We start from the raw sequence: 21,988 nt of genomic DNA on the forward strand, positions 1-21,988 counted from the left end.
TAATAAGATTTAACCGTATTATTATGTTTTGTTTGTAATATTGAGGGCTGTTTTTTATGATATTATCATACTTGTAGGATATGTACGACTCAAATAGATTGCTTAAATTTATGAGGTTACAGTGATAGCAGGCCTTCGTTCATAGCGTCGAAAGATTTCCTGATGTATTTAATAAATAGCTGATTTTCTAGTTGCTAATGACATAGGCGCGTATTACCACACTCAAATTCAATATCAAGACAGATGCAAGATGATGTAAATATTTCCAGAAAGAAGCCGCGTTTTCCGGTACATGCTGGGTTATCCAAGTACCTCAAATTTTATCAGCGCGATGCACGCTTGCCATTAACCTATACCGATTTGCTAGAATTTGATGAATCGGTGCCCGTATACGATAAACATGGGGAAGATACCTATTGGGAATCTCCGCTGTATCCGCAGCATACATTGGAGCAGTTGCACGCCAAACTCAAGGTCGTGTACGCTAGTCTAAAAGCATCTGGTAACACCAAGATTGTAGAGCACAAGATTGTAGATCGGATTGAATATTGTGCATTTGGGAATACGAAACCTTTTAGGGTACGGATTATTAATCGCTTGAACGATGTGTACGACTACTTCTACATCAAGCAGGCTGATGCTTCGCGCATATTAGGATTAGAGTTGGAGGAGATCATCTCGCCCAATCAGGTCAATTATATTTATGATCGGGATACTTTGGTAGAGGAGCATATCGTGGGCATCCCTGGTGATGTGTTTTCAAAAACCAGTATGCATCGAGAAGATTTCAACCAAACTCGGATTGCCAAAGAGTTTGTGAAATTTAATGAACGTTGTATCATATCACTGCTAGGAGATATGCGTGCCTATAATTTTGTCATGCAGATTACGCCAGATTTCGACGATTATCAATTCCGGATTAGAGCGATAGATTTCGATCAGCAATTCTACGAAGGCAATCCCAAAGTGTACATGCCGCAGTTTTTTAAAGAAAACTTTCCATACGTGAAGCTTTCTATGGAATATCTTACGGAGCGGACGGTTTTGCAATATCAGCAAGAGGAGCATTCGTCTATTGTGCATCGCGTACGTAGCGAACGGCATCGCATCAAGGATCTGCGTGATGCTTCGCGTATGCAGCCCGTATCTACGCCGGAAAATATTCAACAGCTCAAATCAGGCTATGCGGAATTTTATAAAAACAGCGCGTACGAACGATGCAAGACGATGATCGATATTGTAGAGTTGAATGTAAAAAATGTGATCCGACAGGTACGTTTGTAGGTGTTTTACTTTATCCGCGATTTATTGTCTTTCACGAAGGATTCCCAGCCAGAATAGCTGGAGCTTTTGCCTGATGTACCGACTTTTTGAAAGGAATGACAAACGGCTACGGCCAAACCATCCGTCGCATCCAAGAATTCGGGGCTTTCCTCAAATTGCAAAAGGCTTTTGAGCATAGCAGCGACTTGCTCTTTCGTCGCATTTCCGCTTCCGGTTACCGACTGTTTTATTTTGCGTGGAGCATATTCGAAGATCGGCAGATCGTAGTTCAGTCCTGCCGCCATGGCTACACCTTGTGCGCGCCCTAGTTTTAGCATTACCTGTACATTTTTGCCATAGAAAGGAGCTTCCAGAGCCATGCAATCGGGTTTATATTGTTCGATTAGCGAAGTGGTTTTTTTAAAGATCCGTTGTAGCTTGAGTGCATGATCGTCCAGATGTCCCATCTTAATGACGCCCATGCTCACCAGCGTAATTTTACTGCCAACCTCCTTCACGACGCCGTAACCTAATACGACCGTGCCGGGATCTATCCCCAATATAATTCGCTCTTTCGCCTTCTCCCTTTGCATGGAGCAATATTACAAAATATTATGGACAGTCTGGATCGCGGTTTACACGGTCTAGTGCGTGTAGATACGCTCAAATCACCAATAAATTACCGATCTGTTTGCCCGAGTATGTGTTAAAAAATTCTTAACATTGTGCTTTCAAAATTATCTTGAATAAAATACAGAAGACATATCTCAATATATTCATCAAAGTGCTCATCGTAGCGTTGACGTCGTGGTTTGTATACAGCAAGATCAGTCATCAACAAAACTTGAAGCAGTTCAACGATTTGATCAACGAATTCGACGGATCGTCCATCTGGTTGATTTTGGGTTTGGTCGTCGTAATGATGTTTGGGAATTGGTTTCTGGAAGTCGTAAAGTGGCGCCATTTGAGTCAAAAGATTGAACCACTAGGTTGGTGGACTGCCATTCGATCGGTTTTTTGTGGACTAACCTGGGCAATTTTTACCCCCAATCGCATTGGAGAATATGGCGGACGTGTGCTGTTGCTACAGCCCGAGAATCGCGCTTCAGGAGCAGTCGCCATGGGCGTTGGATTATTCGCGCAGCTCGTGCTGACCACTGTATTTGGTGCATTGAGTATTGCTTGGTTTGTACAGACTTTTCTCCCTACACCCGTTTTTGTAAAGTTGGCCGTTTGGATGATAGCCAGTATCTACGCTGGTGCTTTCCTTATACTTTATTTCAATGTGCACTGGATCGATACTTTGGTTGGGAAAGTTAAGTTTTTGGCCAAGGTCAAGCCCTTCTTCGGTATTTTGGAAAACTTCTCTTCTCGCGAATTGTGGCACGTACTATTGATTTCTTTTGCGCGCTTTGCTATCTTCACGTCGCAATATATGGTGCTCATGCTTTTCTTCTTGCCAGAGCTACCAGTGTTATCCATGGTATTAATGATTTTTATCTTATTTTTTGTGCAGGCCGCGGTGCCTTCTCTGGATCTTTTTGATTTCAGCGTGCGCAGCTTCGTCGCGAGTAATTTATATGCCTACATTACCACGCAGGAAATTGCAGTCATGGCAATCGTGTCTTTTGTATGGTTTGTCAACCTGATCTTACCAGCTATTATAGGTACTTTCTTTGTGTTTCAAGTTAATTATGTTGGGGGTAATGGAAAGTCTTAACGGTTGTTTATTGCTAGTCACGTTGGTGTACGTGGGTTTAGTGCTGTATATGCGTTTCGGTTGGTATCGTACGGGCCTCTCGGTCATACGCACACAGGAAAGTAATGTAAATAAGGTATCTGTGTTAATCGCCGCTCGAAATGAGGAGGATAATATAGGCAGAACCTTAGATTGTATGATCGCGCAATCTTATCCCAAGCATTTGTTAGAAGTGATTGTGATTGATGATCATTCTACCGATCTCACGGCCGAAATTGTACGTAGCTACCAAGATCAAGGAGTCCGTTTGCTGCAATTGGATGAAGGTGATAAGCTCAATTCGTATAAAAAACTAGCTATTGCGAAGGCGATTGATCTTTCTTCCGGTGATATCATCATGACCACCGATGCAGATTGTCGGATGGGGGCTGATTGGGCGAAAACCGTCGTAGATTATATGGAACGCGGCAGTTTAGAAATGGTATCATCTCCTGTCGCTTATCACGAAGAGAAGTCACTATTCGAAAGGTTACAAACTCTGGAGTTTCTCTACCTAATTGGCTTGGGAGCATCTGGAATTGGCAATGGCATACCCACTACATGTAATGGTGCGAATTTGGCGTACCGCAAAGAAACCTTTTATAGAGTTGGTGGTTTTAAAGGAATAGATGATTTGGCATCGGGGGATGATGAATTATTGCTGCATAAAGTTTCAGAGGGCGCAGCGCATCGAATTGGTTTCTGCAGATCATCTGATGCAATCGTATACACCGAAGCCAAACCTACGCTAGCTTCTTTCATCAGCCAAAGAAAACGTTGGGCATCTAAGAGTACGAAATATAAAGATAAGCGCATTGTGGCGCTAGGCATTGTGATTTGGCTGTTCAATCTGGCACTATTGTGGGGAACGGTGCACTTCTTTTATATGCTCCCTGTGTTTGATTGGGTATTTGCTATCTGCGTTGTACTAAAAGTGGCGGTAGAGTTTATATTTCTGTTGCCCATTACCCAATTTGTTCGTCGTACAGAGTTATTACGATATCTTCCTTTCTTATCGTTTGCACACGCCTTGTACCTTGTTTATATTGGTGTAGCCGGCAATATTGGCAAATACGATTGGAAGGGGCGGACCGTCAAATAAAAAATTAAGCGTCTATCTTTGCACGAACCGCATTCTCCGCGGCCAATACGATTTCATCCAACAGCAGATCTCCTTTTTCTAAAGCAGGCAATACTTCCCAAGACATCGTCGTAAAAGGTCTTAATGGAAACATACCCCATTGCACCATTTTGTACGAGCCATTAATCGCAATCGGCACCACCAATGCATCCGGATTTTTCTTCAATAGCGTAGCAATGCCGCCAATCGAGAAGGTCTTCATCTGTCCGGTTTTAGTGCGTGTGCCCTCTGGGAATATAAAGGCAGACCATTGTTGATCATGCATATTTTGCGCAAGTTTCAAAATTTCGGCAATAGATTGTTTGGGATCTTTACGATCAATGTTGGCCGCACCACCATGTTTTAGATTAAACGAGATACTCGGAATGCTAGCATTGGCCAGCTCTATCTTGGAGATGAATTTTCCGTGAAAACGGCGTAGAAAGAAAATGAGCGCCGGAATATCGTACATACTTTGATGATTTGCGACGAACACAATCGGTCTGCCAGTGGGTAATCGCGGATTGTCGATAAAGCGTACACGATTGAACAGTAAATAATTGCAAGCCACCAAGCCCCCATTCAAGATGTCTACACTGCGCTTATGCGCAGCATAACCTCCTAATTTCAAGCAAAGCCATTGAATAGGATGAAAGATCACAATCAGCACACCAAACGCGGCGTAGAAGATCGGTGATAGCAGATAACCAATAATTTTTCTCATAATTTAAACTACTTGCAAAGATACAAAATGTCCGATAGCTCGAGCAAAGCGAATGTGTTTACAATGTTAATTTTGTTTTTAATATTATTTATATTATATTTAATAAAGTTAAAATTGAAGATGAGACTACCCACTATATGTCCTAGTTGCGATGCCGATCTCCGCGTTGCCCAATTGGAATGCCTTGCTTGCGGTACAGCGGTGAGTGGCACATACGATTTGCCACCATTGATGTTGCTGGATCGAGAAGAGCAGGAGTTTGTGATTCGCTTTTTAGAAAATTCGGGTAGCTTGAAAGAAATGGCCAGCCAGATGGGCAAAAGTTATCCGACGGTCAGAAATAAGTTAGATGATCTTATCTCAAAGTTAAAAAGCACAAAAACCAATAAGTGATAAGTCGGTAGACGCTTTTAAAATCATAGATTATGAAGAATAATATTTATGTAGAAACCCAAAGCTTTTGGTCGCGATGGTTCTTCGTCTTATTCCTATTGTTAGTTGGAGTAGGCGTTTTTGGCGCGATCCGAGAAAAGGAGTGGAGTTTAGAGCCGATTATTGGCTTGTCTATCATTTTCTTGACGATTGTATTTTTTGCTTTTGTCAGGCTGCGCACTTCGGTCGATAGAACTGGGATAATGGTCGATTTTAAACCTTTTCTATGGCGTAAGGTGTGGCGCTGGGACAAAATCGCTGATGTGCAAATTAAAAAGTACAGTTTGTTGGATTACGGAGGGTGGGGATATCGGATAGGTCCCAAGGGTACGGCATATACGGTAAAAGGAAAGTATGGTTTTCAAATCCATTTAAAAAATGGGGAAAAGATATTGGTCGGCACGCAACGGACTGAAGAAGTACAACAATTTTTAGATCAAATCAAGCATGAACAGCTTTAGCCAAGTCTTAATAAATCCTTTTGCTAATTTATCTGACCGCACCATGCTTCGGGTTGGTTTAATCGCTTATGTGTGGGCTTCGGTACAAGTTTATTTATTTCGCTATGTGCCTGATGGTGTTTTTCAGCAGCATCTAGTGGCGGAAGTTTCATGGTATGCCGGTTTTGTCAATGTCGCGATCAATATTCTATTTCCAGCTGCGCTATTGTGGCTGCTGGCCAAGGTGCTTTACCATCAGGTTCGCTGGCAGGATGTGCTGATCGTGCTGCTACTATCGCAAGCGGTCAATTATATTACCGGCTTTTTGATAATGAATCCTTATGCCAGATCCAAAAGTGAATTGCTGCTTGCTGCGGTGCAAGCAGGCGACATGAGGTTAGAAACAGTGGCGCCTTTTGATCTATTTGTAACCGCCATTACAGGCTTAATTGGATTGGCTATGCTCGTTTATTTTTTCTACTTATTGGTTGTTGGCATGAAGATAGCCATGAATTCTAAGAAAAGGGTTCACGCGGTATGGATTATATTAGTCACCTTGTTAGCAGATACACTGCTTCATTTGTGGGGCCCTTACGTTAAATAGATAAAATGAGAATTGCTTTTATAATATTGATGACGCTTATTTACTCCTGTCGCGGTGTTTCGCAGTCGTTTGAAGGAGGATGGAAAGGTGATTTAGCGGTGCCAACGGGCACCTTGCCACTTCAGTTTTCTCTGGAAAAAGGAGATACGTGGACCGGTACGATGCGCAGTCCGTCGCAAACACGATTAGATTTTAAACTCAACGTCATTGAAGTTATCGGAGATTCTATACATCTGAAATCTGCCGCATTAGGCATGTCATATCATGGTCGCATCACAGCAGATGGCGAACATGTAGAAGGCACTTTTCGTCAAGGTAATTATACGGCGCCTCTGCAATTGGGAAGATATGATAGCACGCAAACAGTCAAACGACCGCAACAACCTGTAGCCCCTTTTCCTTATGACTTGAAAGAGGTGTCTTTTGATAATACGTCGAGTGAGATAACACTGGCTGGCACCCTGACCCAACCAAAAGCGCCGGGGAAATATCCTGCGGTGATCTTAGTGAGTGGCTCTGGGCCACAAAATCGTAATTCGGAAGTCGAGGATCACAAACCATTTGAAGTGTTAGCCGATTATCTTACGCGCCAAGGTGTGGTCGTGCTGCGGTACGATGATCGCGGAGTAGCACAATCCACTGGTAATTTTATACAAAGTAATATTGCTGATTTTAGTCGAGATGCGCTAGCCGGCTTGTCGTTTTTAAAATCGCAAGCAAAAGTAGATTCTACGCGCTTAGGCATGATCGGACATAGTGAAGGCGGATTGATATCGCTCCTGCTTGCGGGGCAGCATGCACCCGATCTAAAATTTATCGTGTCTTTGGCTGGGCCTTCCCTACCAATCGATTCGCTCATGGTGTTGCAATTGTATCACGTGGGCAAGAGCCAGGGAATGAGCGAAGCACAATTGGCCAAAGTGCGCCCTGTCAATCGCAAGAATTTTGAAACGGTCAAAAGTGAGTTGCCTGCGCCGCAGGCTATGACACAGTTGCTGGACAATATGAAGTCGGTGGGTGGCGCTTCTGGTGCGCTGAAGAAAGAGCTGCAAGTGATGCTGCTAGAGCCTTACCGCTATTTTATGCGCATAGATCCCGTGCCTTTTATTCAAAAGATCAACATCCCAATATATGCGGCATTCGGCGACAAAGATGTGCAAGTACCTGCCAAAGAAAATCAGGAATCATTGGTCGCCAATCTTCCGGGCAATCCGCAAAGCAGAATTAAGACATATCCCAACTTAAATCACTTGCTACAACCGGCCAAAACTGGCGGGTTACAAGAGTATTATACTATTGAAACTACGATCGATCCAACACTGTTGAAAAATATTGCCGATTGGATTAAAGGATTGTAGCTGCGTCTGATGTGAGCAGATCTACGGAGTTGTATTGGCCACGGGCAGTACTTTGCCATTAAAAAATTTGTGTCCTGTTTGCGCAAATTCTGCGATGTACCTGCCCATTTCGAAGGCGAGTGTGCCGGCCTGTACGCCTGGGAATGCATGTTCAAACATTTCTGTTTGTGCGGAGCCTAGTGCTAAGCAATTTACCGAAATACCTAACGGTTTAAATTCTTCTGCAAGACATTCTGTCAAGATTGCCACAGCACCTTTGCTTGCTGAATAAGCCGCTAATCCTGGGAATTTGGACGAACCTTGAACACCGCCCATGCTACCAATATTCACAATATGAGCACCTGCTTTCATCATCGGCACGATGTGCTGAATCATCTTGCTATGTGCCAGCAAATTCGTCTGTAATACGTGTGCAAAATCTTCCGCAGAAGTTTCTAAGAATGGTTTGTTTACTAGTACGCCTGCGTTATTGATTAAAATATCCACGTGCTCAAATTTGGATGTGATAAAAGGAACTAGTGAGTCCGTGTAGTTATCATTGACGATATCAAACTGTGCAGGGTACAAAGTTCCGCCGTTGGGATTGAGTGATCTCGTAATTTCATGCAATTTTCGCAATTTATCAGCAGATCTTGCTAAGGCAATAACCTTGTTTTCCTTCTTTGCCGTCAGATCCAAGACCGCTTCAAAACCTATACCGCTACTTGCTCCAGTAATAATGATATTCGCCATGCTATTTTTTTATTTTACGTCGGGTAAAGATGATGATTCTAATTGAGATGCTACCTCTGTAGCCATGGGTAATTTTTCGGTGCCCAGATGTTTTGGAAAATTTTTAACTGATAGCTATCACGGCTATTTATTTCCTATTTACGATGTTTTATCTTTTTTCACGTTGATATGATACTGCTTTAATACCTTATCCAAAAACCAAAGGATAAATCCGCCCAAATAATAGCAAGGTATAGGCGATTAGGAAGCCGCCACTTAAGGACATGAGCCAGTTGAATTCCGTACGCATGTACTTACTTTTCAACACCATAATCAATAGTGCAACGAAAATCACGAATAGGGCGAATGGGAAAAGTAGTACCCATTTATTTGTAAAGTAAAGGTTGATCCTGCTCAATTGAGCGGCATCCTGTGTGATATAAAAAGCCAGCAACATCGCGAACAAAACAAAAAATAATCGTAATATTGACTTTGCGACGATCTTGCTAGTGGTATGATTTTTGGAAGACGAACTCTTCATAGTAATGAATAATTTATAAGAATGCTCAAAAATATCAAATTTAGTATTATGCGTAAACAGGTAATGTCGATATTATCGCTTTTAGCGATTGTCTTTGTGTTTGGCTCATGTGGAGCACCACGTAAAACTGCCGGCTCTGCCGCAGCAGAATCTGGACCAACTGCGTCGCAATGGCGTGCAGGAGTAAAAGGCAAATGGGTATTGAATACGGTAGATCGGGAAGATATTCCTGCTGCATACACCGTAAAAAATATTTTTGATGAAGCTCCTGTGGAATGTTTCGTAGGTAGCGTGTGGGAATTGCCGACAGGAAATTACCGCGGAAGTATTGAATTTAGAAGCGAAGGTACACTTTGTGCTAACGGAGCTGTGCGCAACATTGTGTGGTCTATCTTCAGTCCGGGTAAAGGAATGGGTGAGCCACAATTCCAATTCAAGAAATTGTATGCTGGTGATAAAGCATCTAACGTAACCACCGGTTACCGTTTAGACTTATCTTATGCAGATGGCGAGACGATGGTTATGCGTATGCCGATTCCTTTAGATCAGGGAGAGGGAAATTTAGTTTTTAATTTTACTCGCTTAGATTAGGCTCCAAGGCAATAAAACTGGATCGACCAGCTGAAACCTCCTAATGTGTAACACACTTTAGGAGGTTTTTTTTATTTTTGGACAAATTATCAGATTACAATGCAACAAAAAGTAGCGTTAATTACAGGTATAACTGGGCAGGATGGGGCTTATCTTTCCGAATTTTTGCTGAAGAAAGATTACATCGTGCACGGACTAAAGCGGAGAAGTTCGCTCTTTAATACAGATCGTATCGATCACTTGTATCAGGATCCACATACACCGCATCGTAATCTAATCTTACATTATGGTGATCTAACCGATTCGACCAATTTAATTCGCATCATCCAAGAAACACAGCCTGACGAGATCTACAATCTGGCCGCACAATCGCATGTCAAGGTCAGTTTCGATACACCAGAATATACCGCAAATGCCGATGGCGTAGGTGTATTACGTATCATGGAAGCGGTTCGTTTATTGGGATTGGTCGAAAAGACGAAAATATACCAAGCCTCTACCTCCGAACTATATGGTTTGGTACAAGCGGTACCACAATCGGAAACTACGCCTTTTTACCCTAGAAGTCCATACGCTGTTGCTAAAATGTATGCGTATTGGATCACCGTTAATTACCGCGAAGCGTACAATATGTTTGCCTGCAATGGTATTTTGTTTAATCATGAAAGTCCGGTGCGGGGAGAGACTTTTGTAACGCGCAAGATCACACGTGCAGCTGCCAAGATTGCATTGGGACTGCAAGACAAATTGTTTTTAGGAAATCTATCGGCACAGCGCGATTGGGGCCATGCTAAAGATTATGTCGAAGCGATGTGGCTCATGTTGCAGCAAGATATACCAGAAGACTACGTGATTGCGACTGGAGTAACGACTAGTGTGCGCGATTTCGTTCGTCTAAGTTTTGCGGAACTGGGAGTAGAAATCGAGTTTAGTGGCAAAGGTATTACGGAAAAAGGCGTCGTGATCGATCGTGATCAAGACCGAATGAAAGAATTGGATATTAATCCAGACCACATCAAATTAGGACAAACGGTGGTGAAAGTAGATGCTGCCTACTTCCGCCCGACCGAAGTAGATCTCTTGGTAGGAGATCCAAATAAAGCAAAAAGCCAGTTGAACTGGCGACCAAAATACGGGTTGGACGAGCTTGTAAGTGAGATGGTACAGGCAGATTTGCACTTGATGCGTAAAGATGCTTACCTTAAAGCAGGCGGATTTGACACGTTGAACTATTTCGAATAAATCTACCTTGGAATAGTTTTTGTTTACATGTTATATAATCGTTAAAATTTAGATACTTTACAGTTAGAGTTTTCTCGACTTTTGGGTACATAAGGGATGAATGTTGATCGAGTAGAATTAGAAAGAGAAGAAGAAAGAAAAGCACCACAATCCGGTGTAAATAAAAATATATACTTCTTTATCATAGCCATTGCCGCCCTAGTAGCGACTAATGTCTATTTTTATATAAAATTTAAATCTTCGGGTGAGAAATTATACACAGTAACCCTGCAGCGTGAAAACCTGCAGACCGATATAGATCGTATTGAAGCCGAGCTGGATAATGCCAGTAATCAAGGCGTGGAATACACCGGCGATTTGGAAGCTTCCGAAAGTGAAGCTCGCATGGTTATTAATAATTTACGCCAAGATTTGAGTAAGACTGATATTTCGGAAACTGAGTTAGTGAATGTTCGAAATGAGGTAGTCGGTCTTAAGGATCGTGTTTCCCAGTTTCGGGATGAAGTAGTTGGTCTACGTGTGAAAACGGAATTATTAGCTCAGGAAAATAGTTTATTGAAGGATGAATTGGACGCAAGCGAACGCCAAATTGTTTCACTGAAAGACAGGCAATCCGCTATGACTACAAAGATGTCTAAAGCATCTTCTATTAAGGTGTCCAACGTGAGCCTGAATGGTGTATCTACTAAACGCGATGGTGAACATACCACCAATGTGAGAGCCAAGCGCATTGATGAGTTGCAGATTAGTTTTACCATTGCTGACAATCCGATTGCGGAGATCGGGAAGAAAGAAGTTTTTGTACGTATTATTAATCCTAGCGGTAATCTTATTGCCAACTCAGAGGATTTATTCTATGTGCACGGCGAGAAGCTTCAGTATACTTTTAAAGAAACGATCAATTTTACCAATAACGGTGAAGAATATCAATTATTCTGGTCTGATGAGAAATCGGGATTTAAGAAAGGCGCTTACACCGTATTGCTATATGCTGATAACGCCATTATGGGGCGTGCTAGCGTGGTCTTTAAATAGACTTTTCTTTATCAAACCTCTTGTAGTGATTTTGCAATAAACTTAAGTTGCGATCGCTATTCATTTATCGAGAATTGTTAATTGATGGCGCAGTCATTGGCAACACGATCGTGAATGTCGTCCCCACGTTTTCTGCGGTCTGAAAAGTGATTTCTCCCTGCATTGATTCTACTGTTTTCTTGACAAATGCAAGTCCCAGCCCAGTTCCAGAACTTTTAGTAGTAAAGTTTGGTTGAAAGATCTTCGGAATCACATCTAGCGGTATGCCTAGTCCATTGTCGCCAATAGCAATCTTCAATAGTTCATTTTCCACTAAAGACAAGCTAATCTTAATCATCACTTTCTTGCGACCACGGGAAGCCTCTATAGCGTTTTTTATCAAGTTGTTGAAACTACGTAATATTTGGTCTTTATCGCCCAACACAAAAAGCTTGTCCCGACCAGTTTTGTTCGCAATTAGAATGTTGGTGTTCATGGAGCTATTGAAAAATGTGACAACTTCTCGCACCTTTTCCAAGAGATCAATATTCACCAAATCGGTGTTGGGTAGCTTTGCGAAATTGGAGAATTCGACGGCGATCTTTGATAAACTATCTATCTGTTCGACAAACGAATCAGAAAATTTTTTGAAACGATCCTCAAATCTTGGATCGTTTTCGTCGAAAGAACGCATCAATTGCTGTATACCTAGTTTCATAGGCGTCAATGGATTTTTGATCTCATGAGCTACCTGCCTAGCCATTTCGCGCCAAGCATATTCCCGTTCTGCATTCATTAACTGTTTTGTGTTTTGTTCCATTTTTACCAGCATCAGATTGTACGCCTTTACCAAGGCACCAATTTCATCGTCACGCTCCCAATATAGTGGTTCATTATTCTTGCCGCTAACGGTTGTTTCTACCATCTTCTCGCCAATGATCAACAGCGGCCTGGTAATCAGGCGCGATACCGATACCGCGATAAACCCAGCAATCAATATAATTACCGTATAGATGTTGAGCAGGGAGTTAAGTAGCAGATTACTATTTCTGATCTCCTCTTTCTTGGCCGCATAATTAGGAATGTTCACAAAAGCGGCCGAACTATTATCTTCATTTTTAATCGTTGAATAGCTCGAGTTAAAGTCAAAATCACCGATCCTTTCTGTGAGTGTCACATTCGTTTTCTTAATGACATTGAGTTCATTATATGCATCGGGATGTATGAATTGGGAGACTAATCCTGTTTCAAATATGCGTGGTTGAGAGGAGTACACCAAAATACCTCGCTTGTCGTATATATTAGCGTCGAGATTAGAAAATTCGTTAATTTCCCGAATTCTTTCGATGGCATCTTCCGTCCACGCTTTCTTTTCGGTGTTAGATAGTAGGTTTTCTAGCTTATGAGAGACTTCCTTACTATAGCTTTCTTGCAGCGCCAAGTTGCTCGTTTCTAATTGCTTACGAATGGTGAAGAATGCAACCGTACCAGAGATTAGAATGGCAAGGATAACCGTGCAAATTACAATAGTCTGTATTCTGGTACTATAGCGCAGTTTGTTTCGCAATAATATAAACTGATATTGTAGTGTACGCCAATTGAAAGATCTTCGAAATACCACTGTGGTCAGGTATTGAATCATCAGCGCTAAAAGATATACCGTAAATAATGAAATAAAGAGAAATGAAATGATCGCAAGAGATTGTGAAATGTCAAACTTTGGCTTACTCACCACAATGGTCGTATGTACATCCGGGCGGAATACCATATGATAGAATCCCTTATCGTCTGGTAGTTCGATGGTTTTGTGCAAATCTGGTGGAAATTCGCCATCTTGGGAAGGATAAACATAGTTTCCGTTCTGCGTCAACAATACACGATCTTTATACAATGCAAAGGCAGCATCGCTGGCATAATGCTCTCGAATGATATCAACCTTACTATCAACTAAGAATTCGGGATAGGGAAGAGAGGGACTGTGTGCGTAATTCCGTAAATTGACAAAAATTTGTGCGTTAGTCTTTTCGTCTAAAGGCACATCCACCTGAAAGAAATACTCGTGCGTACCCAATTCGCTGCGTACGCGGTAGAAGTGATCTGTATTGGGCACACGTACAGCATTATTGATCACTTTTTCACGATATTCTAGCATCTTATTACTGCCGTACTCATCCAACGGCACTTCGTCTATGTAATAATAGAATTGATGCTCATATCGCGAAAGGTAACCACCGAAATAGTGCGTTTTAATGTGACTGTCTAGAAGCTGCACTTGGTGGGTAGCGGTAGCGTCTAGCAATAATTGGCGCATAATTGTCGAGTCATTAGCCAGATTTTTTTCTATCTCTGCAAAGATGGAAATCGCATTAAGATCATTTTCAGCTTCCAGATATCTTAGTGTCAAAGCCATCTGTTTCTGTTTTACTTTGCGAATGCTTTGATGGTAGATAAAAGAAGATAAGAGTGATATAGAGAGTAAAACAATGACAATATTAAAAAATGAATATTGTGTGTTTTTATGCCGCGTATAGGAGCGGATTAGCAAGACAGCGCCTACCAATAGGTTGTAATAAATCGCTTGCTCAAAAAATAAGGCACTGATTAGCAGAAACGTGATCAAAGTGATCAATTGTATGTTGATCTCTGTTGTCAGATTCCGTAACATAGTGCGGACCTGTCCAATCGCAAAATCAATATACAATAGCAATAGGATAATATTGACGCAGAATAAAAACACATTTAACCAACTGTAGCTGCTAAAACCTAAGATGTTGGTAAAGTCTATATTGATGCTGGATGTGTGGGTAATCAACGTACTCAGATGCTCCAACAAAAGATTGCTAAGCAAATAAATGCTAGCTAACGCAACACCAGCTAACAATAATGCTTTGAAATTTCGATTAAACGGATTTTGTGCTGCCAGAAAAACCTGAATACTACGTATGTAAAAGACCAACCATGCTGCACTAGCCGTAGTGATTATAAATTCCCAAAGATTAGGTAGAAACGGATTATACGCATAGTATTTTGGATCAAACAGCTCCATGCTAGAGGTGGCCGAAAGCCAGTCTGCCTGCAGAGAAATCCATTTTAAAAGTGCTAGTACGGCCACCATCGCCAAGACAGAAGGCCAAGCATATCCTTTCTTTGCCAGTATAAAACAACCCCGATTAATTAATGAAAGGAAAATAATCGAACCTAATACCCAAGCGAGCAGTTGCATAGTGAGGTATACATTGTGGTACTTTCCCTGTTTAAATTTTACAGAGAAAAGATAGGTGCCGGATTTACTGTATACGTTACGAACGATATCATTATCGCTGTATCGGGCGATTTCTAAGTTGTCAGAAGGGATAATATTCTTGTAGAAGCGATTAGAAAGATAACTATTGGAGTGATTAAATGCACGCCTCACCAAGATGACCGCCAAGACAGACATATCCTGATCTAGTTTCTTTTTCTTGACAATGTAAGATCGAGGTTCGGTATCAACAAAAGTCGTTTCTTGTACGAATGGTCGATCGCTTGGAGGTACGATTAGGTTAGAACTCCAGAATATCGGATTGTTATTCTTATAAACGTAAAAATAGATTAACTGATTATCGTCGGACAGCTCGGTGGTCATTTCCAGCGCCTGGGTAGGGTAGCGCTCTACATTTGCAAATGTTTTCAGTGCTAATGAATCTGCAAACAAGTCTTCTACAACCTTCTCTTTTCTATGAATATTTTTAGAAATAGTTTCGGTATTGATTGTTAGCATATCTGCTTCTGTGATCGTATTGTGTATGATCAACGCTGTTGCAAAAAGCAAAAACATGACGGTCGACAATAAAAGAAGCACTCTATTTCCCATGCAAAAGATTGTTTAGATCGTTAAATATAACAAAAAAGTCCGCGCAAACTGAATGGCGCGGACTCTTTGTAGTATTTAAGCGAAGGCTAGTTGTGGACGTCTTCTTCGCGGAACAATTTTGCCGTAAAGTATTCTCTATTCATACGGGCAATGTTTGTCATTTTGATACCTACTGGACATTCTGCTTCACAGGCACCTGTATTTGTACAGTTACCGAAACCTTCTGCATCCATTTGATCCACCATACTTTGTGCACGTTCGTATCGCTCTGTTTGTCCTTGTGGCAACAAAGCAAACTGAGAGATTTTGGCCGATACGAATAGCATTGCAGAGGCATTTTTACAAGCCGCTACACAAGCACCACAACCAATACAAGTTGCAGACTCGAATGCTTCGTCAGCAATACGCTTTGGAATAGGAATGGAGTTCGCATCTGGTACACCACCTGTGTTTACGTTTACATAACCTCCAGCTTGTTGAATGCGCTCAAATGAGGTACGATCTACTGCTAAATCTTTCAAGACTGGGAAAGCAGCTGCTCTCCAAGGCTCAATCACGATAGTCTGCCCATCGTGGAATGAACGCATATGTAATTGACACGTTGTTGTGCCATATTCTGGTCCGTGCGGGCGGCCGTTGATGACCAACGAACACATACCACAAATACCTTCACGACAATCGTGATCGAAGTAAACTGGATCTTCACCTTTACGCGTAAGATCATCATTCACGATATCTAACATCTCTAAGAAAGACATATCATCCGCGATATCGTTTGCTTGATAAGTGACAAATTGCCCCTTATCTTGTATATTTTTCTGACGCCAAACTTTTAGCGTTAAATTCATATGTCCACTCATAATATCTATATAGAGTAACACATTGAGCCAAAGGCCCAATGGATCTTATTTATAACTTCTTTGGGTTAATTTAACATTCTCGAATACCAGCTCCTCTTTGTGAAGGACCTCAGGCTGATTGTCGGCCGTGTACTGCCATGCAGCTACGTAGGTATACTCTTCGTCGTTACGCATGGCTTCGCCTTCTTCAGTCTGCGATTCCAGACGGAAGTGACCACCACAAGACTCATTCCGGTTCAACGCATCGTCTACCATCAATTCACCCAGTTCTAAGAAGTCAGCCACGCGGCCTGCTTTCTCCAAAGACATATTTAGCTCTTCGTTGTTACCTAATACATTTGCATTTTGCCAAAAGTCTTTACGCAATTCCTGAATCATGCCTTTTGCTTTCGTCAGCCCTTCAGCTGTACGCGCCATACCACAGTATTCCCACATGATTTTACCCAATTCTTTGTGGATATCATCCACCGTTTTCGTACCACGTAGCGCAAGTAAAGCATTTATGTTAGTCTCTACTTCTTTACGCGTTTCTTCGAATGCAGGATGATTTTTGTCTACCGGTGCAAATGAACCAAGATTAGCTAAGTAGTCACCTACGGTGAATGGAATCACAAAATACCCATCAGACAAACCTTGCATCAATGCAGAAGCTCCCAAACGGTTAGCACCGTGATCGGAGAAGTTACACTCTCCCAAAGCATACAAACCAGGTACCGACGTCATCAAGTTGTAATCTACCCATACACCACCCATCGTGTAGTGAACTGCTGGATAGATACGCATCGGCTGTTTGTATGGATTTTCGTCGGTGATTTTGTGGTACATGTCAAACAAGTTACCATATTTGGCACGTACGGTATCTTCGCCCAAACGAGCAATTGAATCCGCGAAATCTAAAAATACCGCGACACCAGATTTACCTACACCACGCTCATCATCCACCGCTTCTTTGGCGTTACGAGAAGCCACATCACGGGGCACTAAGTTACCGAAAGAAGGGTATTTCCGCTCCAAGAAGTAATCTCTGTCATCTTCCTTAATATCTGCCGGGTGCAATTCACCTTTACGCAATTTTGCTGCGGTTTCTTTTGTTTTAGGAACCCATACACGACCATCGTTACGCAATGATTCAGACATCAACGTCAGTTTCGACTGGTGATCTCCTGTTACCGGAATACAAGTCGGGTGAATCTGCGTGTAACAAGGATTTGCAAAGTAAGCACCACGTTTGTGTACACGCCATGCAGCGGTCACGTTACAGCCCATGGCATTTGTAGAAAGGAAGAATACGTTACCATAACCTCCAGTACACAACAATACAGCATGTCCTTCGTGTGTTTCTATTTTTCCGGAAATCATATCACGGGTTACGATACCACGTGCATGTCCATCGATCTTTACCAAGTCAAGCATTTCATGACGGGTGTAAGACGTTACTTTTCCTTTTTGGATCTGGCGGTTCAGGGCAGAATAAGCACCTAATAGTAATTGTTGCCCAGTCTGACCACGTGCGTAAAACGTACGGGACACCTGAGAACCACCGAAAGAGCGGTTGTCTAAAAGACCACCATATTCACGCGCAAATGGAACACCTTGCGCCACACATTGATCAATGATATTAACCGAAACTTCAGCTAAGCGATACACATTCGATTCGCGCGCACGATAATCTCCACCTTTGATAGTGTCATAGAATAAACGATAAACCGAGTCACCATCATTCTGATAGTTTTTTGCCGCGTTGATACCACCTTGTGCTGCGATAGAGTGCGCACGGCGTGGAGAATCCTGGTAGCAGAATGTTTTCACATTGTAGCCCAGTTCTGCTAAAGAAGCAGCTGCCGAAGCGCCCGCCAAACCGGTACCCACTACGATGATAGTGAATTTTCGTTTGTTGGCTGGGTTTACCAGCTTCATGTTGAATTTATGTTTGGACCATTTTTCGGCTAATGGGCCAGCAGGTACTTTAGAATCTAACATAGTTAACGATCTATATATTTAAAAGATGCTGCTGAGCAACATCTGTAAATAACATTATTTTAAAAAGTAAAAATACAAAGGCATTAAAGCGAAGAGAATTGGAATGATTACACCAAATCCCCAAACGCCAATCGCACGAATCACGCCGATATAGCGACGATGATTAAAACCTACGGTCTGAAAAGCAGACTGAAACCCGTGGATCAAGTGAAATGAAAGCGCTCCCATCGCTACGACATAGAATAACACGAGTAGTGGATTTTTGAAAGTCACCGCCACTTGTGTGTAAAGGTCTTTTGATTGAACCGTCTCTACACCATTATCCACAAAACTGCGGTAGCCGGTGTAAGTTTCTGGTACATTGTCGAACTGGTCAGTTTGACGGTCACCTGTAGCGATATCCGTATGATACTCTACATAGGGCGTAGTTCCGAATTTGTATTGAAACCAGAAATTCTGCATGTGCGTAGCGATAAAGATCAATAACACCGTACCTAGAATACCCATATTTCTGGAATTCCACGTGCTATTCGCTTTACCGTCCGTCTCTTTGTATTGAATCGGGCGAGCAGCCTTGTTTCTAATGGTCAAGATCAACGCATAAATAGCGTGGACGATGATAGATGCATACAATAGATATGAAACTACTTTAATCGGGGTAAAGTGTGTCATAAAATATGCATAGTTGTTGAATGAATAGCCAAGGTCGTCACTAAATAACTGCAAGTTACCGATCAAATGGACTATTAAAAATGTACACAGGAATAGGCCTGTTAAGCTCATCACGAGTTTCTTCCCTAGCGAAGAAGTTAACACCGGCTTTGATTTACTCATTAGTCTTCTGAATTTATATAATTTAGTCACAAATTTATCATATAAACAATAATAAGTCCCGTGGATAGGAGTAAAAAGGACAATTTAGAATTGTTCTAAAAAAATAGGGCTGCCGAGATCCGGTAGCCCTATTTTTTTAGCCCTAAAGAGGGATATATGTAAAGATTGTTAATCTTCTAATTCTCTACAAGAAATTAAATCCTACAGCTAAAGTCCAAAGGTTCAATCGCTGTCTGTTTTCACCGCGGTTGATGTTGCCTAAGCCGGCTTCGTAACGTAAATCCAAAGATAATTTAGAAATATCTACTCCAACACCACCGACAATAGCAGCAAAGTTCTTTTTGTAATCTACCTCAGATCCAAAGCTCGTCACATTGTCTCTGTCTACAATAAATGAAAACAAAGGTCCGGCCTGAATACGTGCACCGATTGGACCTAAACCAATTTTGGTTCCCAATAATATAGGTAGGTCTACCGTAGAAAATTTAACATCTTCGGATGTGCCGCCACGATTTAAGGAAGTGTTTTTTGAAGTATAATAAAGCTCTGGCTGTATGTGGAATCCAAGAACGCCGACACGTGCCCACGCACCTGCCAAGAAACCTGCTTTCGTGCTAGAATCAAAATAATTTCCGTTCGAACGAAGGCTTGTAAAGTTCGCACCAGCTTTTAATCCTAAATCAAAAGAAGGGAAGAGCTGAGCTTGTGCAGAAAAGATAGTTGTGATCGCAACGATCAGCGTAAGTATTCGTTTTTTCATAGTATTGTTTTAATTTTAACGTTTTCAAAGATACAAGAGAATCACAAAAATTAAGCCACTAAAAATCAGAAATCATGACTAGCCTAAAAATATCAGCGAACGACTGGAAAGTTATTCGATTCAAGATTACGCGCAAATACAACACATTAAGTGAGGAAGATCTAGCGTATGTGGAGGGCGAGGAAGAGCAATTGGTGCAACGATTGGCCAAAAGGATCCGTCGTAATGCCGATTATGTGAGGTTTACCTTAGGTAAAGAGCTGCAGGATATTCATACTAACAGGTTATAAATAATGGAAGAAATTACATGGTCGGACTTTGAGAAGGTAGCCCTTTGCGTCGGGACGATTATAGACGCGCAAGATTTTCCAAAGGCTAAGAAGCCGGCATATCAGCTTCAGATTGATTTTGGAGCAGATATCGGTGTGCGCAAATCCAGTGCGCAAATCACCGTTCATTATACACGGGAAGCGTTGATTGGAAAACAAGTAGTTGCTGTTGTAAATTTTCCACGAAAACAGATTGCCAATTTCTTTTCTGAATGCTTGGTTACCGGTTTTGCAGATGCGAATGGAGATATTGTGCTAACAGCGGTAGATAAGGCCGTTCCGAACGGAACGAGATTAAGTTAGATAAGTGGAAGAGAAGAGTAGATGAGGTATTTTAGTGCTGCGGGAGAAACGTCGGAATCGGTTGATGAATTGTTTATGCGTGAAGCGTTGCGCTTAGCGAAGATGGCATACGATGAAGATGAGATTCCAATTGGGGCGGTGATCGTCGCCAACGGACAGATTATTGCGAAGGGCTATAACCTGACGGAACGCCTGCATGATGTCACGGCACATGCCGAAATGCAAGCATTTACGGCTGCCGCCAATCATTTGGGGGGCAAATATTTGAAAGGTTGTACGCTGTATGTTACGATAGAGCCTTGTGTGATGTGTGCTGGTGCAGCCTATTGGGCGCAGCTAGATCGAATCGTATATGGTGCGAAAGATGACAAACGCGGTTACAGTGCTTTTCATGATCGCATTATTCATCCGAAGACGGAAATTGTGGGAGGTGTACTTGAATCGGATTGCAGCGAGTTAATACAATCATTTTTTCGTAATAAAAGAAGATAAGATTGCGGAGAATAGTATGTTTTCAAACATAAAAACCAAACATTTGTTATCTTCGTAACGCAGCATAAGCAGCATTGATTTATACTAAAATTATACAATTATGGCATTCGAATTAGCAGCGTTACCATACGCTAATGACGCATTAGAACCACACATTGATAAAGATACGATGGAAATCCATCACGATCGTCACCATCAGGCATACGTGGATAACTTGAATAAAGCTATCGCTGATACTGATGCCGCTGGCGCATCTTTGGAAGAATTGATCAGAAACATCAGCAAATACCCTGCTGCCGTACGTAACAATGGTGGTGGTCACTTCAATCACGATTTGTTCTGGTCTGTATTAGGTCCGAATGCGGGTGGCGAGCCGACTGGTGAGTTGGCAGAAGCGATCAATGAAGTATTTGGCTCATTCGCAGATTTGAAAAAGAAATTGCAAGAAGCAGGTGCTACACGTTTTGGTTCAGGTTGGTCTTGGTTAATCGTAGGGGAAGATGGTAAATTAGCCGTTACTTCTACGCCGAATCAAGATAATCCATTAATGGACGTAGCAGAAGTAAAAGGAACACCTGTTTTCGGTATCGATGTATGGGAGCATGCTTATTACTTAAAGTATCAAAACAAGCGCCCAGCTTACTTGGAAGCTATCTTTGAGGTAGTTAACTGGGATGCTGTCGCGAAAAGATACGCAGCAGCAAAAGGATAATTTTAGTCCTTACGCTATTGTGTTAAATATGTTAAGAAGCTGCCTTGGCGAAAACCAAAAGGCAGCTTCTTTCGTATTTTGTGATAA

Annotated in this window: 23 protein-coding genes; 14 read left to right on the top strand and 9 right to left on the bottom strand. The window is 41.9% G+C overall.

Annotated elements, in window-relative coordinates:
- The first annotated feature begins 243 nt into the window (after positions 1-243).
- Positions 244-1,284, top strand: coding sequence for a hypothetical protein (locus AC3IRT_RS02135; protein WP_489394891.1), 1,041 nt, complete (start codon positions 244-246; stop codon positions 1,282-1,284).
- 5 nt (positions 1,285-1,289) lie between these two features.
- Here AC3IRT_RS02135 and ruvC read toward each other — a convergent pair whose 3' ends face one another.
- Positions 1,290-1,856: a crossover junction endodeoxyribonuclease RuvC gene (gene ruvC, locus AC3IRT_RS02140; protein ID WP_489394892.1), complete on the bottom strand. Its 567-nt coding sequence runs from the start codon at positions 1,854-1,856 to the stop codon at positions 1,290-1,292.
- Between the two features lie 149 nt (positions 1,857-2,005).
- Between ruvC and AC3IRT_RS02145 the strand changes: the two genes are divergently transcribed.
- Both AC3IRT_RS02145 and AC3IRT_RS02150 read left to right on the top strand, forming a co-directional pair.
- Entirely contained in the window at positions 2,006-2,983 is a 978-nt protein-coding gene (locus tag AC3IRT_RS02145) for a hypothetical protein (protein ID WP_489394893.1), read from the top strand.
- Complete coding sequence (locus tag AC3IRT_RS02150; protein ID WP_489394894.1) at positions 2,970-4,103, top strand: glycosyltransferase family 2 protein; 1,134 nt, start codon at positions 2,970-2,972, stop codon at positions 4,101-4,103. Before AC3IRT_RS02145 ends, AC3IRT_RS02150 begins: the two co-directional genes overlap by 14 nt.
- Before the next feature lie 4 nt (positions 4,104-4,107).
- On the opposite strand, the gene AC3IRT_RS02155 is transcribed toward AC3IRT_RS02150, so the two are convergent.
- Positions 4,108-4,845: a lysophospholipid acyltransferase family protein gene (locus tag AC3IRT_RS02155; protein WP_489394895.1), complete on the bottom strand. Its 738-nt coding sequence runs from the start codon at positions 4,843-4,845 to the stop codon at positions 4,108-4,110.
- Positions 4,846-4,965: 120 nt separating this feature from the next.
- Between AC3IRT_RS02155 and AC3IRT_RS02160 the strand changes: the two genes are divergently transcribed.
- The 4 genes from AC3IRT_RS02160 to AC3IRT_RS02175 are packed head-to-tail and all read left to right on the top strand — an operon-like array spanning position 4,966 to position 7,679.
- Positions 4,966-5,238, top strand: coding sequence for a DUF2089 family protein (locus tag AC3IRT_RS02160; protein ID WP_489394896.1), 273 nt, complete (start codon positions 4,966-4,968; stop codon positions 5,236-5,238).
- Between the two features lie 32 nt (positions 5,239-5,270).
- Positions 5,271-5,738 (top strand): hypothetical protein, encoded by a 468-nt coding sequence (locus tag AC3IRT_RS02165; protein WP_489394897.1) that lies wholly within the window; start codon positions 5,271-5,273, stop codon positions 5,736-5,738.
- Positions 5,725-6,321 (top strand): hypothetical protein, encoded by a 597-nt coding sequence (locus tag AC3IRT_RS02170; protein WP_489394898.1) that lies wholly within the window; start codon positions 5,725-5,727, stop codon positions 6,319-6,321. The genes AC3IRT_RS02165 and AC3IRT_RS02170 overlap by 14 nt, the downstream gene beginning before the upstream one ends.
- 5 nt (positions 6,322-6,326) lie before the next feature.
- Positions 6,327-7,679 (top strand): alpha/beta hydrolase family protein, encoded by a 1,353-nt coding sequence (locus AC3IRT_RS02175; protein ID WP_489394899.1) that lies wholly within the window; start codon positions 6,327-6,329, stop codon positions 7,677-7,679.
- Between the two features lie 21 nt (positions 7,680-7,700).
- On the opposite strand, the gene AC3IRT_RS02180 is transcribed toward AC3IRT_RS02175, so the two are convergent.
- Together AC3IRT_RS02180 and AC3IRT_RS02185 are read right to left on the bottom strand one after the other, a co-directional pair.
- The gene (locus tag AC3IRT_RS02180; RefSeq protein ID WP_489394900.1) at positions 7,701-8,411 is read right to left on the bottom strand and encodes an SDR family NAD(P)-dependent oxidoreductase; all 711 of its coding nucleotides are present in this window, start codon (positions 8,409-8,411) and stop codon (positions 7,701-7,703) included.
- A 187-nt stretch (positions 8,412-8,598) separates the two neighbouring features.
- On the bottom strand, positions 8,599-8,931 hold the full coding sequence (locus tag AC3IRT_RS02185; protein ID WP_489394901.1) for a hypothetical protein: 333 nt from the start codon (positions 8,929-8,931) through the stop codon (positions 8,599-8,601).
- 48 nt (positions 8,932-8,979) lie between these two features.
- Here AC3IRT_RS02185 and AC3IRT_RS02190 point away from each other — a divergent pair, with 48 nt between their 5' ends.
- The 3 genes from AC3IRT_RS02190 to AC3IRT_RS02200 all read left to right on the top strand — a co-directional run bounded on the left by AC3IRT_RS02190 (position 8,980) and on the right by AC3IRT_RS02200 (position 11,799).
- On the top strand, positions 8,980-9,522 hold the full coding sequence (locus AC3IRT_RS02190; protein ID WP_489394902.1) for a lipocalin family protein: 543 nt from the start codon (positions 8,980-8,982) through the stop codon (positions 9,520-9,522).
- A gap of 99 nt (positions 9,523-9,621) precedes the next feature.
- Complete coding sequence (gene gmd / locus AC3IRT_RS02195; protein WP_489394903.1) at positions 9,622-10,764, top strand: GDP-mannose 4,6-dehydratase; 1,143 nt, start codon at positions 9,622-9,624, stop codon at positions 10,762-10,764.
- 96 nt (positions 10,765-10,860) lie between these two features.
- On the top strand, positions 10,861-11,799 hold the full coding sequence (locus AC3IRT_RS02200; protein ID WP_489394904.1) for a hypothetical protein: 939 nt from the start codon (positions 10,861-10,863) through the stop codon (positions 11,797-11,799).
- A 64-nt stretch (positions 11,800-11,863) separates the two neighbouring features.
- Here the strand turns inward: AC3IRT_RS02200 and AC3IRT_RS02205 are convergent, their stop codons facing one another.
- The 5 genes from AC3IRT_RS02205 to AC3IRT_RS02225 form a co-directional block, all read right to left on the bottom strand.
- On the bottom strand, positions 11,864-15,631 hold the full coding sequence (locus AC3IRT_RS02205) for an ATP-binding protein (protein WP_489394905.1): 3,768 nt from the start codon (positions 15,629-15,631) through the stop codon (positions 11,864-11,866).
- An 86-nt stretch (positions 15,632-15,717) separates the two neighbouring features.
- A complete protein-coding gene (locus tag AC3IRT_RS02210; RefSeq protein WP_489394906.1) occupies positions 15,718-16,491 on the bottom strand; it encodes a succinate dehydrogenase/fumarate reductase iron-sulfur subunit in 774 nt (257 codons plus the stop codon).
- A 45-nt stretch (positions 16,492-16,536) separates the two neighbouring features.
- The gene (locus AC3IRT_RS02215; protein ID WP_489394907.1) at positions 16,537-18,471 is read right to left on the bottom strand and encodes a fumarate reductase/succinate dehydrogenase flavoprotein subunit; all 1,935 of its coding nucleotides are present in this window, start codon (positions 18,469-18,471) and stop codon (positions 16,537-16,539) included.
- Between the two features lie 54 nt (positions 18,472-18,525).
- Positions 18,526-19,305, bottom strand: coding sequence for a succinate dehydrogenase cytochrome b subunit (locus AC3IRT_RS02220; RefSeq protein ID WP_489394908.1), 780 nt, complete (start codon positions 19,303-19,305; stop codon positions 18,526-18,528).
- A gap of 184 nt (positions 19,306-19,489) precedes the next feature.
- Complete coding sequence (locus AC3IRT_RS02225) at positions 19,490-20,065, bottom strand: porin family protein (protein WP_489394909.1); 576 nt, start codon at positions 20,063-20,065, stop codon at positions 19,490-19,492.
- 74 nt (positions 20,066-20,139) lie between these two features.
- On the opposite strand from AC3IRT_RS02225, the gene AC3IRT_RS02230 reads away from it, so the two are divergent.
- From AC3IRT_RS02230 to AC3IRT_RS02245, 4 genes are all read left to right on the top strand, one after another.
- The gene (locus AC3IRT_RS02230) at positions 20,140-20,355 is read left to right on the top strand and encodes a hypothetical protein (protein ID WP_489394910.1); all 216 of its coding nucleotides are present in this window, start codon (positions 20,140-20,142) and stop codon (positions 20,353-20,355) included.
- 3 nt (positions 20,356-20,358) lie between these two features.
- Positions 20,359-20,697, top strand: coding sequence for a tRNA-binding protein (locus AC3IRT_RS02235; protein WP_489394911.1), 339 nt, complete (start codon positions 20,359-20,361; stop codon positions 20,695-20,697).
- A gap of 21 nt (positions 20,698-20,718) precedes the next feature.
- Positions 20,719-21,189: a nucleoside deaminase gene (locus AC3IRT_RS02240; protein ID WP_489394912.1), complete on the top strand. Its 471-nt coding sequence runs from the start codon at positions 20,719-20,721 to the stop codon at positions 21,187-21,189.
- Between the two features lie 100 nt (positions 21,190-21,289).
- Positions 21,290-21,901 (top strand): superoxide dismutase, encoded by a 612-nt coding sequence (locus AC3IRT_RS02245; protein WP_489394913.1) that lies wholly within the window; start codon positions 21,290-21,292, stop codon positions 21,899-21,901.
- Positions 21,902-21,988: the final 87 nt, after the last annotated feature.

Source organism: Sphingobacterium sp. KH_072 (genome assembly GCF_057837975.1).

Bases quoted from the DNA above. Each gene is read 5' to 3' on its own strand.
- AC3IRT_RS02135 (WP_489394891.1), top strand. From the start codon at position 244: ATGCAAGATGATGTAAATATTTCCAGAAAGAAGCCGCGTTTTCCGGTA.
- ruvC (WP_489394892.1), bottom strand. From the start codon at position 1,856: ATGCAAAGGGAGAAGGCGAAAGAGCGAATTATATTGGGGATAGATCCC.
- AC3IRT_RS02150 (WP_489394894.1), top strand. From the start codon at position 2,970: ATGGAAAGTCTTAACGGTTGTTTATTGCTAGTCACGTTGGTGTACGTG.
- AC3IRT_RS02155 (WP_489394895.1), bottom strand. From the start codon at position 4,845: ATGAGAAAAATTATTGGTTATCTGCTATCACCGATCTTCTACGCCGCG.
- AC3IRT_RS02160 (WP_489394896.1), top strand. From the start codon at position 4,966: ATGAGACTACCCACTATATGTCCTAGTTGCGATGCCGATCTCCGCGTT.
- AC3IRT_RS02165 (WP_489394897.1), top strand. From the start codon at position 5,271: ATGAAGAATAATATTTATGTAGAAACCCAAAGCTTTTGGTCGCGATGG.
- AC3IRT_RS02170 (WP_489394898.1), top strand. From the start codon at position 5,725: ATGAACAGCTTTAGCCAAGTCTTAATAAATCCTTTTGCTAATTTATCT.
- AC3IRT_RS02175 (WP_489394899.1), top strand. From the start codon at position 6,327: ATGAGAATTGCTTTTATAATATTGATGACGCTTATTTACTCCTGTCGC.
- AC3IRT_RS02180 (WP_489394900.1), bottom strand. From the start codon at position 8,411: ATGGCGAATATCATTATTACTGGAGCAAGTAGCGGTATAGGTTTTGAA.
- AC3IRT_RS02185 (WP_489394901.1), bottom strand. From the start codon at position 8,931: ATGAAGAGTTCGTCTTCCAAAAATCATACCACTAGCAAGATCGTCGCA.
- AC3IRT_RS02190 (WP_489394902.1), top strand. From the start codon at position 8,980: ATGCGTAAACAGGTAATGTCGATATTATCGCTTTTAGCGATTGTCTTT.
- gmd (WP_489394903.1), top strand. From the start codon at position 9,622: ATGCAACAAAAAGTAGCGTTAATTACAGGTATAACTGGGCAGGATGGG.
- AC3IRT_RS02200 (WP_489394904.1), top strand. From the start codon at position 10,861: ATGAATGTTGATCGAGTAGAATTAGAAAGAGAAGAAGAAAGAAAAGCA.
- AC3IRT_RS02205 (WP_489394905.1), bottom strand. From the start codon at position 15,631: ATGGGAAATAGAGTGCTTCTTTTATTGTCGACCGTCATGTTTTTGCTT.
- AC3IRT_RS02210 (WP_489394906.1), bottom strand. From the start codon at position 16,491: ATGAGTGGACATATGAATTTAACGCTAAAAGTTTGGCGTCAGAAAAAT.
- AC3IRT_RS02215 (WP_489394907.1), bottom strand. From the start codon at position 18,471: ATGTTAGATTCTAAAGTACCTGCTGGCCCATTAGCCGAAAAATGGTCC.
- AC3IRT_RS02220 (WP_489394908.1), bottom strand. From the start codon at position 19,305: ATGAGTAAATCAAAGCCGGTGTTAACTTCTTCGCTAGGGAAGAAACTC.
- AC3IRT_RS02225 (WP_489394909.1), bottom strand. From the start codon at position 20,065: ATGAAAAAACGAATACTTACGCTGATCGTTGCGATCACAACTATCTTT.
- AC3IRT_RS02230 (WP_489394910.1), top strand. From the start codon at position 20,140: ATGACTAGCCTAAAAATATCAGCGAACGACTGGAAAGTTATTCGATTC.
- AC3IRT_RS02235 (WP_489394911.1), top strand. From the start codon at position 20,359: ATGGAAGAAATTACATGGTCGGACTTTGAGAAGGTAGCCCTTTGCGTC.
- AC3IRT_RS02240 (WP_489394912.1), top strand. From the start codon at position 20,719: ATGAGGTATTTTAGTGCTGCGGGAGAAACGTCGGAATCGGTTGATGAA.
- AC3IRT_RS02245 (WP_489394913.1), top strand. From the start codon at position 21,290: ATGGCATTCGAATTAGCAGCGTTACCATACGCTAATGACGCATTAGAA.